Raw genomic sequence first — 10,999 nt, 5'->3', positions numbered from 1 at the left:
AGACCACGATCGGCTTCGTCCGCTTCGCCGTCTTCCTGCCGAAGAGCGTGGGCGGCGCGGTCGAGATCGCCGCCATTACCAAGCACGAAGGCTTCCGCTGGGTGCAGAGGAAGGGCTTCTACCCCACAGGAATCCTCCAGGAAGACTGAGTCCGCACCAACGCGGGGACGCGGGCGCCGCACACGGCCTCGCCGCGCGCCCTCCGGCACGGCTCGCCCAGCGCCCCGCAGCGCGTTGCCCACCGAGGCCGACGCACCCCACATGCAGGCCGCCGCCCACCACGGCGGTTCATCCGCGGAGCCCCGATGCTCGATCTCGCCGTCGTCCTGGTCCTGATAGTGCTGAACGGGGTCTTCGCCCTCTCGGAACTCGCAGTCGTCTCCGCCCGACGGAGTCGCCTACACGCCATGGCCGAAGCGGGCCGCCCTGGGGCCAGCGCCGCCCTGGCCTTGGCCGAGGAGCCCGGACGCTTCCTCTCCACCGTCCAGATCGGAATCACGCTGGTCGGCATCCTCGCCGGCGCCTTCTCCGGTTCCGCCCTCGGCGGCCGCCTCGCCACCTGGCTGACGGGCCTCGGCCTGCCTGTGGCGGTGGCGGAGCCGCTGGGCTTCGGTCTCGTCGTCGCCCTCGTCACCTATCTCTCGATCGTGGTGGGGGAGCTGGCGCCCAAGCGCCTGGCGCTCCGCCACGCCGAGGGGCTGGCCTGCGCCGTCGCCCCAGCCATGACGATCATTTCGCGCATCGCCGCGCCGGTCGGCTGGCTGCTCGATGCCTCGACCGACCTGGTCTTCCGCCTGCTCGGCCGCGCCGAGGCGCCGGAGGAGAGAGTCACGGAGGACGACCTGCGCGCGCTTGTCGCCGAGGCCGAGCGGACCGGGGCGATCGAGACTGCCGAGCGGCGCATGATCGCGGGCGTCCTCAGGCTCGGCAACCGGCCGGTGCGCGGCGTGATGACACCCCGCGGCGAGGTGGACTGGCTCGATGCGACCGCCGGCGAGGCGGCGGCGCACGCCGTGCTGACGCGGACCGCGCATTCCCGCCTGCCGGTCGGCGAGGGCTCGACCGAGGCCATGCTGGGTGTCGTGCAGTCGCGCGAGCTGCTCGCGGCGCTGCTGGTCGGGCGGCCGCTCGACCTGCGGGCCGCAGCGCGGCGGGCGCCGGTGGTGCCGGACACGGCGGACGCGCTCGACGTGCTCGCCACCCTCCGCGCGGCCGAGGTGCCGATGGCGCTGGTGCACGACGAGCACGGCCATTTCGAAGGCATCGTGACGCCGACCGACTTGACCGAAGCCATCGTCGGCGCGTTCCGCTCGGACGCAGAGCCAGGCGACGGGCCGGTGGCTGTGCGGCGTGAGGACGGTTCCTGGCTGCTGGCTGGGTGGATGCCGGTGGACGAGATGGCCGAGCTGATCGGGCTCGCCCTGCCGGAAGAGCGCAGCTACCACACCGCCGCCGGCTTCGTGCTGACCGCCGCGGGCCGCCTGCCACCGGTCGGTGAGGCGGTGGAGGTGCAGGGCTGGCGCTTCGAGGTGGTAGATATAGATGGCCGGCGGATCGACAAGCTGCTGGTGGGGCCGATGCGCGCGGCAATCGCACCCGCTGCGAGGCGGCCCGGAAGCGGCCTGCTGGCCGGGTGAAGAGTTGGGCTGCGGGGCAATCCGTGTCCATCCGCGGTAGCCACCTGGGTGATGTCCGGGCCGGGGCGTTCAGCCCCAGGTCCAGCAAGTCACCACGCAGTGGGGAACAATTGACATGATCGGAACCAGGGAACTTTATGCGAGTGCCAACGGCGACCGGTGGCTCCTCGCACGTGATTCCAGCTCCGGGCGGGTGTTCGTGCGGCACGAGCCCAGTGTCGCGTCGGGAGGGCAAAGGGCGGAGTTCGAGATCGGCGATTTCCTGGTCCGAGGCGGCCAGGGACCCGAGCACCAGGCTTTGCTGCGCCTGATCGGGACCCTGGTCGAAGACGGCGCGAGCAACTGAGGCGCGCGCCGCAATACGGCCGCCGGTGACATGGCGCGAGTTGGCCGCGTAGCTGGATTGCGGCAACTAGTACGAGGCGGCGGCACCCTGCGAATGCTCCAGGAAGAAGCGGAGCATCTCGCGTGAGGCATCGGGCCCGCGCGGATCGGTGTAGGAGCCGGCGGGGCTCCCGCCCGACCAGGCATGGCCGCCGCCATGGATGAGCCACTGCTCGAGTACGGTCAGCCCTGCGGCATTGGCGTACACGGTGCGGCTGTAGGCATGCCCGCCCACCACTTGGCCGCGCTGGATCTCGGTCCGGAGCTCGCTGGCCGCCGCGGCGCCCGACTGCGCGATGACCTGGTCGCCATTGCGGGGGTGCACGGTGGTGTCCCGGTCGGCGTGGAAAACGATGGTCGGGATCACCCGCTGCGCCTCAGCGGACTGGAGAGGCGCGGCAGCCGCGCCCTTCCGCATGGCAGCGAAAGCGGAGGGGAGATCGCGTGCCGCCCCGCAGGCCAGGCCGGAATGCACCCCGGCCGCGGCGTAGAGCTCGGGATAGGCCTGCCCCAGGATGGCGGCCGCCGCCCCGCCGGCCGACAGCCCGGCGACGTAGACCCGTTGCGGGTCGACCGCGTGCTCGCGCATGACCTGCCGGGTCATGCCCGCGATCAGCGAGGGCTCCCCCTGGTCGCGCCGCTGGTCGCCCGGGCTGAACCAGTTCCAGCACTTCTGGGCGTTGGCGGAGCTCGGCTGCGCCGGGTAGAGGACGAGGAGGTCATGTTCCTCGGCGAGGGCGTTCATGCGTGTGCCGGCGGCAAAGTCGTCGGGCGACTGGGTGCAGCCGTGCAGCATGACGACCAGCGGCACCGGTCTGCCGCGATGGGTGCTGGGGATGTACAGCTTGTAAGCGCGGCTCCCGGCTTCGGCGGCGAAGGACCCCGCCCCGAATCGGGCCCCCTCGGGCATCGGTTCGGGCGTGGCCGCCGGTGCATGCCGTACCAACCCGTCCAGCCCCTGCCCCAGGGCGTCCTGGCTCACCTGGTCGAGGAAACCGCGCAGGGCCTCCGGCATCTGCGGCAGGGCGGCCTTGCCCATGCCGGCGGCCGACCACGGGCCGGCAGTCGGGGCTGGCTTGGCATCCGACACTTCACCGGTCTCGGGGTGCACGTCGATGATGCGCGGCAACCATGCGGTCGGGGTGCCGACGATGCCATGGGGTGTGGTCGCGGCAGGGCCAGTCGCCGCATTGCCCTGCACGAGACGCTGCAGCAGTGCGGACGCTTCGGCGAGCCGGCCTTCGCGGGTGAGGCGGGTTGCCTCGAGCATGTCCTTCGGGAGAATCGCGTTCATGTCTGATGCTTTCAATGCGCGGAGCCAGGTCAGCCTTCCTCGCAGGGAGGCTCGCTCTGCACTCCGTCGTGGAATGCCGATGGTGGAAACTGTCAGCCGCCGTCCTGCTACTGGGCGGCAGTCAGCGGCGTGCCGTGCGTCCCGGGATGATCAGCGGGTGCGGTCGGCCAGGGCGGCCTTCACCGCGGCGCTGGCCTGGAGTGCGCCCAGGACGGAGACTGAGGCAATCGTGGCCCGGGCCAGTTCAGGCGTGACATCCGCCGCGATGGTGGCAAGGCCCAGCACGCGGATGTGGAGCATCTGCCCGGCCTCTTGCGCCGCCTCGAGGTCCTCGCGGCTGTAGTGCCGCAAGCCGAGGTCCAGGTTTTTCCGTACGACCGACTGCTTGGCCGCATCGGCGTGCCGCTCGATCTGGTTGCGGATGGCGGTGCGGATGAAGTCGGTACGATTGGAGTAGAAGCCGTCCTGCACCAGCAGGTCGATATGGCCGAGGTCGACATAGCCGAGGTTAATGGTGATCTTTTCGGTGTCACCGCCAGCTTTGGGTCGCAGCTCGTGCACGTTGCCTGTCATCCAAGCGCCATCCCTTCACCATCCATGTGGATGGTAAATAGTGAACGGATCTAATGCATTCAAGCCCTCTCACAGAGGGGCGTCCTGCTTCACGGGGGCGGGAAGCGGCAGCGTCGCAGAACGCCCTCACTTTCCACGCCTCCCGTCCATCCCTGCGTGCCGCGACGACGTCGCAATCACGGCCGCACCGCTCACCATCAAGCAGTTCGCCGCTTTGTGGTCCGGACCGAGAGCGTAGCCGGACCGCGGTCGAGATCGCCGGCGGTGGGATGTTTACCGCCCTCACCCGGACTCTGTCGGTGGTCCAGGCCGCGGCGTCGAGCTCGATCCGCCCGTCGAAGCCGACGGTTCCGATACGTGACAGCCGCGGTCGCGAAGGCATTCCGAGGACAGCGCTTGGTCCGCAGCATGCCTGCTGTCATGCTGATTCCTGCACCGATGCGGAGGACGCCGGCGATGGCCCGCAGGACAACGGCTGCTGAACCGAAACGCCTTCCAGGCCGCAAGCCTGGCCCGGACCAGCGCGAAGAGCTGCTGCGCATCTGGGGTCACGTTGATGACGATGGCCGCAAGCTGATCCTGTTCGTCGCCAGGCAGGTGGCGCGCGAGCAGGGTCTGGTGTCGCCGAACACGCCGCTGCTGATGACGGATCGCGTGTTCTGAAGCCCTACGGCACCCGCCGCTTCGTCACCGCCACGGACAGCGTGGCCGGGCCTAGATCGAAGCTGGCCGAGGGCGAGATGTTCCTTGCCATCACCCGGACCGTGTTGTTGGTCCAGGCCGCGGCGTCGAGTTCCATGAAGCGGGTCGAGGAGGCCAGGGACGCATCGGCCAGGTCGCCCTGCCGGCAGCCAGTAATCGTCACATCGAGCAGGCTGGTCGCCCCCGGGGCCAGGTTGGGCAGGTTCAAGGACACCTCCGCGGCGAACTCCCACTGACCCACCGGCAGGGTAGGCGTGCAGCAGAGCAGCGTCGGGGCGTGCTCCGGCAGACCGTAGAGGCGCAGCGCCTCGAGCTCGACTTGGTCGTCGAAGCCGACGATGCCGATCTGCTAGAGTGGTGGTCTCGATGGCATTCCGCGGAGGGCGCTGGCGATGGCTCGCAGGACGACGGTCGCTGAACCGAAGCGCCTTCCAGGCCGCAAGCCTGGCCCGGACCAGCGCGAAGAGCTACTGCGCATCTGGGGCCACGTCGACGATGATGGCCGTAAGCTGATGCTGTTCATCGCACGTGCGGTGGCGCGTGAGCAGGGGCTGGTGCCACCAAATACGCCGCTGCTGATGACGGATCGCGTGTTCTGAAGCGCTACGGCACCCGCCGCTTCGTCACCGCCACCGATAACGTAGCCGGGCTGAGGTCGAAGGTGGCGCTGGGTGAGATGTTCCTTGCCATCACCCGGACCGTGTTGTTGGTCCAGGCTGCGGCATCGAGTTCGATGAAGCGGGTGGAGGAGGCCAGGGCCGCGTCGGCCAGGTCGCCCTGCCGGCAGCCGGTCACTGTCACATCGAGCAGGCTGGTCGCGCCCGGGGCCAGGTTCGGCAGATCCCAGGAGACCTCCGCGACGAATTCCCGCTGGCCCACCGGCAGGGCCGGCGTGCCGCATAGCAACGAAGGCGCCGCCTCTGGCAGGCCGTAGAGCCGCAACGCCTCAAGCTCGATCTGCCCGTCGAAGCCGACGATGCCGATCTGCGCGAAGGCCACCGCCTCCGCCAGCCGCACCGTCATCCGGCGGTTCAGCGAGGCGTCCGCCATCACCGCGCCGCCGGTCCAGGCCTTGGACGGGATGTTCCACTGCATGGTGGTCAGCGAAGCGAGCACGTCGCCAGCGATGTTCTCCCGGATGACCATGCCAGCGTCGAAGCAGCGGACGAACAGCCGCCCGCCATCGGCACCGCCGACCAGCCAGTGGGCGAGCGCGAACTCCTTGGCCGCGCGGGTATCCACCACAAAGGCGAAGCCCTTCTGCGCATCGAGCAGCAGCCCGCGGGAGGTGGCCGCGATGCCGTCCAGGCCGTTGAAGGACAGGGCCGCCAGGCTGGTGGCGGCGGTGGTCGAGGTGGCGACCGCGGCCAGGCCCTCCACCCCGACCTCAGTGGCGCTGTGCCGGAAGGCGGCCGTGCGCAGGTTCGGCACCGCCCCGAGCAGCCGCAGATGGCGCGAGGCCGGGGCACGGTGGCGGTTGAGGACGGCGTTGCCGCAGCGGGTGGCGGTCGCGGTGTAGTCGATCCCAACCTGATAGGTGTTCGCCCAGGCCACCTCATACTCGCAGTCCTGCGCCGCCCCGGTGTGCCGGGCCACAATCGGCGAGCAGGCCTCCATCCGCAGCGCCCGGCCGATGATGGCCGAGCCGTTGGTCTCATTCAGGAAGGGGATCGCCACGTTCGGGTCGAGCTGGCGCAGTTCGAAGTTTGGCGCGTCGAAGACGTGCCGGTTGTGGTTGGTGTAGGCCCCCGGCTCGGCCGAGAGGCGGATGCCGAAGCGGTCGAGCGTGGGGTTGATGCCGGTCGCCACGGCGAAGTGGCCGCCGTAGTAGCGGACCGAGGTGTTCCAGGCGGTCGCGGTGGCACAGCGGATGTCGAGGCCGATGCGGTTGTTGAGGAAGCGGTGCAGGTAGAGCGTGCTGTCCTCGAAGCCGCGGCCGTCCCCGAGGGTCCGCAGGCCGATGGTGAAGCCCTGCACCAGGCGGACATCGAGCACGCTGGCATCGAGGTTGCGGGCCAGGATGCCGATATCGGCCTCGCTGCTCCAGTCGGACTGGGTCTGCCGCACCACCTGCAGGTTGGCATACAGCTTCTCGCCGTTGCGGACCGTCCCGCCATCGCCGAGGGTCAGCACCGTCGCGGGTGCCGTGCCGGTGTAGCGGAGCACTCCGCGCATGATCAGGCCGCGGGCGCCACCCCCGAGCACCACGCCGGCGGAGACGTTCCAGGTGCCGGGCGGGATCATCGCCATCTTGCCGTCGGCGGCGGCGCGGTCGAAGGCGGCCTGAATGGCGTCACGGTCGTCGGCCACGCCGTCCCCGAGCCCGCCGAAGTCGCTCGGCAGCACCGCCTCGCGGTCGCGGAGATACTTGGCGAAGTCGGTCTTGCTGAGGTTGGCGTTGAGGACCAGCAGGTCGTCGATGCGGGCGGGCATGCCGTCTGTCCTCGTGGGGAGAGCTGGTCTGGCGCTTGCCAGGGGACGGCTCGCCGCGGGTATGCTGCGCGCCGGAGGAGCGGGACATGGATCAGCCCGAGGACGCCCTCGCCCAGTCCGAGCGCCATGTCCGGGAGGCGGAGGGGCACATCGCCCATCAACTCAGGATTATCGAGGAGTTGGACCGGGACGATCATCCGCGGGCTGCCGCCATGGCCAGGGAGGTGCTGCGCACCCTCCAGAGGAGCCTCGAACTGGCGCGCGAGCATCTGCGGTTGGAGCAGGAGGCGCGCGACCACGGGCCGTGAGCTACTGAACGCCCCCCTTCTTCCTGCTCAGGGGAGGCGTCGTGGTGTCGACCAGCTCACTACAGGGCGGTGGCGGAGACGGGCCCAGCCAGTGCTGACACATTCCCCTCGGCCGAGACGGCGCGGAGCCAGTACCAGCGGGTCTCGCCCGCGCTGAGCCCGGTGCGGTCGTAGAAGAGGCTGGTCGGCTCGGTCGGCAGCTTCGCGGCGGCCGAGAGGCTGCTCGACGTGGCCTCGAACACCTGCAGCCGCACCGCGTCGGCGGGGAAGCCGCCGAAGAGGCGGATCCCGCCGGCGATGCCGGTCGCGGTGGGCGCCGAGACGGCGGCCGGCACCGGGGCGGTCCGCCAGCCGGAGACGGCGCCGCTGCGGGCGACGGCGCGCACCCGGACGGCGGTCGGCTCGGCGGTGGGGACCGAGGCCGCGGTCGCGCCCTGCCCGGCTCCGTAGCCCTGCCAGGCGGCGACCGAGGCCGGCAGGAACTCGACCTCATAGTTCGCCAGGTGGGCGCTGGCCACGGCCGCCCAGGAGAGACCGAGCGCGGCGAAGGCGCTGCCCTGCGGGGTCTCGACCGCGATCGACGCCGGCGCGGCGATGCGCCCCGGGTTCGGCAGCACCACCGAGGGGCTGTCGCCGGTGGCGCGCTCGTCCACCGCCGGGTTCCAGTCCCACACCGCGGCGTCCTCCTCGGCCAGGGTCAGGTTCACCCCGCCGTCCGGGGACAGTGACCAGCCGGTCACTCGCGCCGGGAAGGGCGCCAGGCGGTCGAGCGCCACCATCGCCCCCTCCCAGGGGCGTAGCCGCAGCGCGGAGAGGTTGGCCGGGAAGGCGACCTCGCGCTGGCGGCGGTTGCGCTCCAGCTCGGCCTTCATGATCCGCTGCACCGTGCTGACCGAGGTGGTCAGCGGGAACTCCATGTCGCGGTAGATCGCCTCACCGCCGTCCTCGGCGACGTAGTTGCTGGCCAAGAGTGGTGGCGCGTCAGTTGGCTGCCAGTTGGCGGCCGGCTCGACATAGACCGCGCGCACGCCGTTGAAGAGGTCGCGCCGCGGCCGGCTGCCCTGGATGGTGACGTCGCCGCGCAGGTCATCGCTGGTCAGCGTCGCCGCCGGCAGCGCGGGAGCGCCGGCATGGATGAAGAAGCGCCCGCCCGAGACCACCAGGGCGCCGGCCATGGCGGAGACCAGCTTGCGGGTGATGGCGAGCTTGCCCTCACCGAGCGAGACCCGGCCGTTGCAGGTGTAGCGGCGCTCGTAGACGCCGCGCCGGGTGCCGACCAACTCGTCGCAGACATTGGCCGCGGCGATCAGGGCGGGGATGTCGATGTCAGCCCAGGACGCGCGCCAGCCGAAGGGCGCGGTCAGATACCAGGCGAGGCAGAGCGCCGGGTTGTCCGACCACCCAACCTGGCCGGTGCGCGGGTCGAGGATGGTGTCGGCCCCTTCCACCAGGGCCGCGATGTTGGGCGGGCCGGAGGGGAAGGCCTCGGCGGTGAGCTTCAGCCGGATCGCGATGTAAGCCCGACCGCGGCCGCGGTGCTCGGTCGTCCACTTGCCGCCGGTCTCGGCGATCAGGTTCGCATTGGCCGCCTGGTCGGGGGCGCCGAGATGGCGGTCGATGCGCACCAGCCCGGCATAGGAGGCATCGGTCTCCGACTTGTCGCCGAGGAACACCTCGCCGATCGCGCGCACGCTGTGCCCGGCCAGCACCACCACGGCGTAGAAGTGGCCGTCCTCCCGCCCCTGGTCGTCGGGCGCCGAGTGCAGGAAGACGATCGGCCCCGAGACCTTGCAGCGGCCGAAGACGATCTGGTGCTCGGTGATGGGCTGGCGGAAGGACTGCGTCCGGCCGGCGCCGGGGGCGCTGGCGTCGAAGCCGGGTGCGGCCGGGATGGACGGGGCGCTCGGCCTCTTGGCGGGGAAGATCGCCTGGCCCGCCGCGGTGACGACCAGGGCGGCGCCGGCGCCGACGAGCGCGCCGATGACGCCGCCGCCCACCGCGGCGGAGGCGACGCCGGAGGCCACGACGGCGATCAGCGGGACGGCGGCGGGCATCAGCCGATCCTCCAGGCGGTGGTGCAGTCGGTGAGCGGCGCGCGCAGCAGGCCGCGGGGGCCGACGAAGGCGGCGCGGCCACCGTCCACCGCCACGCCGAGGCGCGGCGGATCGGCGGCCAGCACCACGTCGCCGGGTCGGGCGAAGGCGGGCGGGACCCGCGGAAAGCCGGCGCTGTCGGCCGTGGCTTCGAGCGAGGGCCGCACCCGCATGACGGGTCGGATCCCGGTGACCGCCTCCACCGCGGCCAGGGCGAAGCGGCCGCAGTTCCAGCGGTGAGCGTCGAACGGGCGCGCCTCGGCAGCCGACAGCAGGGCCGCCAGCCGGGCCGGCCAGTCCGGGCGGCGACTCATCGTGCCGGCAGCTTGATCTCGGCCTCCTGCAGCGCCGGGACGAACTCGAAAAAGCGGTCGCCCGGGTACTCGGCCTGCTGGTCGGCGTCGGTGTAGCGGCGCACCTCGGCGCGCTCGAGGTCGACCAGGCGGCTCTCGCAGGTGAGCGAGACCCGCGGTTCGGCCCCGTCCACCACCTCCATGGTGTCCATCAGCCCCGCCCAGAGCGGGAACGGGTCGGCGACAAAAGCGCCCCCCTCGTCCAGCAGCGCGCCCCAGAGCCGGGCCGGGCGGAGGCGGAAGCTGCGCTCGGCGAGCGCGATGTCGACCACCTCCTGCGGCACCGGCGAGAGCACCAGGGTCAGGCGCACGGCGCGCAGCTCGACCGTCTCCTCCACCTCGGAGATGGCGCCGATCGAACCCACGCCCTCGAAGACCATGCCGGCCCAGTGCAGCGGGCCGAGCCCGGTCCAGGCGCGGAAGGGGCCGGAGGCGAAGTCGAGCTCGACCAGCACCACCGGCGCGGCGGTCTTGGCGGTGGCGGCCGCGGCTGCCTGCGGGTGTAGCCGCGGCGTGGCAGTGATGCCGTCCATCTACAGGGCTTCCTCGAGGCGGAGGGAGATGCTGGTGAAGCGGCCGGGCCGGGTGGGATTGGCGGCCTCGTCGTCGGAGACCAGCCGCATGGCGACGGTCGGCCGGCTCAGCACCAGCGGCTCGGCCAGGGCGGCCGCGGTGCGCAGCGGCGGGGCGATCGGGATGGTGGCGGTGCCGGCGCCGGAGGCGGTCACCGCCTCGGTCGCCATGTAGAGCCGGCCACCGAGGCCGAGGTAGTCGCCCGCCCCGACCGCCACCGCACCGGGCCACCAGCCCGCGGTCTGGATCGACAGCGCCCCGCGCGGCGCCCCGGCCGCCAGCGCCGGCGTGCCGGATCCGACCACCAGCCCGGTGCCGTCGGTGAACAGCGTGGCGTCCGAGAATGAATAGGGTCCCGAGGGGACCTGGCCCTGGCTGCGCGGATCGCCGGTGCGGTACTCGCGCCGCCAGTCCCAGATCCGCACCGTGTTCAGCGAGCCGGCCAGCGCCGCCAGCAGGCCCTCCAGCAGCCCGGCGCGGGTCGGGCTGAGCGGGTCGAAGCTCGCCTCCGCCACCCAGCGCGCGCCCTCGCGCCGCATCACCTGGGTCGCGCGGGTGACCGGCGAGACGAAGCGGGTGGTGTTGTGCTGCAGGTAGAAGGTCAGGCGCGTCGGGCGCAGCGCCTCCGGCCAGGCGTACTCGACCATCG

General features: G+C 71.6%; 13 protein-coding genes. 5 read left to right on the top strand and 8 right to left on the bottom strand.

The window, feature by feature from the left end; translation table 11 throughout:
* Positions 1-305 precede the first annotated feature (305 nt).
* Together E5N76_RS18715 and E5N76_RS18710 are read left to right on the top strand one after the other, a co-directional pair.
* On the top strand, positions 306-1,637 hold the full coding sequence (locus E5N76_RS18715; RefSeq protein ID WP_099096586.1) for a hemolysin family protein: 1,332 nt from the start codon (positions 306-308) through the stop codon (positions 1,635-1,637).
* Positions 1,638-1,752: 115 nt separating this feature from the next.
* A complete protein-coding gene (locus E5N76_RS18710) occupies positions 1,753-1,983 on the top strand; it encodes a hypothetical protein (protein ID WP_099096587.1) in 231 nt (76 codons plus the stop codon).
* A 66-nt stretch (positions 1,984-2,049) separates the two neighbouring features.
* Here E5N76_RS18710 and E5N76_RS18705 read toward each other — a convergent pair whose 3' ends face one another.
* On the bottom strand, positions 2,050-3,315 hold the full coding sequence (locus E5N76_RS18705) for an extracellular catalytic domain type 1 short-chain-length polyhydroxyalkanoate depolymerase (RefSeq protein ID WP_099096588.1): 1,266 nt from the start codon (positions 3,313-3,315) through the stop codon (positions 2,050-2,052).
* A gap of 150 nt (positions 3,316-3,465) precedes the next feature.
* Positions 3,466-3,888: a CopG family transcriptional regulator gene (locus E5N76_RS18700; RefSeq protein ID WP_099096589.1), complete on the bottom strand. Its 423-nt coding sequence runs from the start codon at positions 3,886-3,888 to the stop codon at positions 3,466-3,468.
* Between the two features lie 420 nt (positions 3,889-4,308).
* On the opposite strand from E5N76_RS18700, the gene E5N76_RS18695 reads away from it, so the two are divergent.
* Positions 4,309-4,551, top strand: coding sequence for a hypothetical protein (locus E5N76_RS18695; RefSeq protein ID WP_149538835.1), 243 nt, complete (start codon positions 4,309-4,311; stop codon positions 4,549-4,551).
* A 4-nt stretch (positions 4,552-4,555) separates the two neighbouring features.
* On the opposite strand, the gene E5N76_RS18690 is transcribed toward E5N76_RS18695, so the two are convergent.
* Positions 4,556-4,798: a hypothetical protein gene (locus E5N76_RS18690; RefSeq protein WP_099096591.1), complete on the bottom strand. Its 243-nt coding sequence runs from the start codon at positions 4,796-4,798 to the stop codon at positions 4,556-4,558.
* Positions 4,799-4,982: 184 nt separating this feature from the next.
* Here E5N76_RS18690 and E5N76_RS18685 point away from each other — a divergent pair, with 184 nt between their 5' ends.
* Entirely contained in the window at positions 4,983-5,189 is a 207-nt protein-coding gene (locus E5N76_RS18685) for a hypothetical protein (protein ID WP_141563186.1), read from the top strand.
* A gap of 4 nt (positions 5,190-5,193) precedes the next feature.
* Here E5N76_RS18685 and E5N76_RS18680 read toward each other — a convergent pair whose 3' ends face one another.
* A complete protein-coding gene (locus E5N76_RS18680; RefSeq protein ID WP_099096592.1) occupies positions 5,194-7,023 on the bottom strand; it encodes a hypothetical protein in 1,830 nt (609 codons plus the stop codon).
* 86 nt (positions 7,024-7,109) lie between these two features.
* On the opposite strand from E5N76_RS18680, the gene E5N76_RS18675 reads away from it, so the two are divergent.
* Positions 7,110-7,331 carry a hypothetical protein gene (locus E5N76_RS18675; RefSeq protein ID WP_149538834.1) on the top strand — a complete coding sequence of 74 codons (222 nt, stop codon included), beginning with the start codon at positions 7,110-7,112 and terminating at the stop codon, positions 7,329-7,331.
* Between the two features lie 59 nt (positions 7,332-7,390).
* Here E5N76_RS18675 and E5N76_RS18670 read toward each other — a convergent pair whose 3' ends face one another.
* From E5N76_RS18670 to E5N76_RS18655, 4 genes are read right to left on the bottom strand one after another with little or no spacing between them, the layout of a single operon-like run.
* Entirely contained in the window at positions 7,391-9,385 is a 1,995-nt protein-coding gene (locus E5N76_RS18670; RefSeq protein WP_149538833.1) for a phage tail protein, read from the bottom strand.
* On the bottom strand, positions 9,385-9,738 hold the full coding sequence (locus tag E5N76_RS18665) for a DUF6950 family protein (protein WP_099096595.1): 354 nt from the start codon (positions 9,736-9,738) through the stop codon (positions 9,385-9,387). The genes E5N76_RS18670 and E5N76_RS18665 overlap by 1 nt, the downstream gene beginning before the upstream one ends.
* Positions 9,735-10,310, bottom strand: a complete 576-nt coding sequence (locus E5N76_RS18660) for a hypothetical protein (protein WP_099096596.1) — start codon at positions 10,308-10,310, stop codon at positions 9,735-9,737. The genes E5N76_RS18665 and E5N76_RS18660 overlap by 4 nt, the downstream gene beginning before the upstream one ends.
* On the bottom strand, positions 10,311-10,997 hold the full coding sequence (locus E5N76_RS18655) for a hypothetical protein (protein ID WP_099096597.1): 687 nt from the start codon (positions 10,995-10,997) through the stop codon (positions 10,311-10,313).
* Between the last annotated feature and the right edge of the window lie 2 nt (positions 10,998-10,999).

It is taken from the genome of Siccirubricoccus phaeus, from assembly GCF_008360935.1.
In the GTDB taxonomy this organism is placed as follows: domain Bacteria; phylum Pseudomonadota; class Alphaproteobacteria; order Acetobacterales; family Acetobacteraceae; genus Siccirubricoccus; species Siccirubricoccus phaeus.
This window is presented reverse-complemented; position numbering and strand designations above follow the sequence as displayed.

Excerpts from the sequence above, each read along its gene's own strand:
- E5N76_RS18715 (WP_099096586.1), top strand. The coding sequence starts at position 306 with ATGCTCGATCTCGCCGTCGTCCTGGTCCTGATAGTGCTGAACGGGGTC.
- E5N76_RS18710 (WP_099096587.1), top strand. The coding sequence starts at position 1,753 with ATGATCGGAACCAGGGAACTTTATGCGAGTGCCAACGGCGACCGGTGG.
- E5N76_RS18705 (WP_099096588.1), bottom strand. The coding sequence starts at position 3,315 with ATGAACGCGATTCTCCCGAAGGACATGCTCGAGGCAACCCGCCTCACC.
- E5N76_RS18700 (WP_099096589.1), bottom strand. The coding sequence starts at position 3,888 with ATGACAGGCAACGTGCACGAGCTGCGACCCAAAGCTGGCGGTGACACC.
- E5N76_RS18695 (WP_149538835.1), top strand. The coding sequence starts at position 4,309 with ATGCTGATTCCTGCACCGATGCGGAGGACGCCGGCGATGGCCCGCAGG.
- E5N76_RS18685 (WP_141563186.1), top strand. The coding sequence starts at position 4,983 with ATGGCTCGCAGGACGACGGTCGCTGAACCGAAGCGCCTTCCAGGCCGC.
- E5N76_RS18680 (WP_099096592.1), bottom strand. The coding sequence starts at position 7,023 with ATGCCCGCCCGCATCGACGACCTGCTGGTCCTCAACGCCAACCTCAGC.
- E5N76_RS18675 (WP_149538834.1), top strand. The coding sequence starts at position 7,110 with ATGGATCAGCCCGAGGACGCCCTCGCCCAGTCCGAGCGCCATGTCCGG.
- E5N76_RS18670 (WP_149538833.1), bottom strand. The coding sequence starts at position 9,385 with ATGCCCGCCGCCGTCCCGCTGATCGCCGTCGTGGCCTCCGGCGTCGCC.
- E5N76_RS18665 (WP_099096595.1), bottom strand. The coding sequence starts at position 9,738 with ATGAGTCGCCGCCCGGACTGGCCGGCCCGGCTGGCGGCCCTGCTGTCG.
- E5N76_RS18660 (WP_099096596.1), bottom strand. The coding sequence starts at position 10,310 with ATGGACGGCATCACTGCCACGCCGCGGCTACACCCGCAGGCAGCCGCG.
- E5N76_RS18655 (WP_099096597.1), bottom strand. The coding sequence starts at position 10,997 with ATGGTCGAGTACGCCTGGCCGGAGGCGCTGCGCCCGACGCGCCTGACC.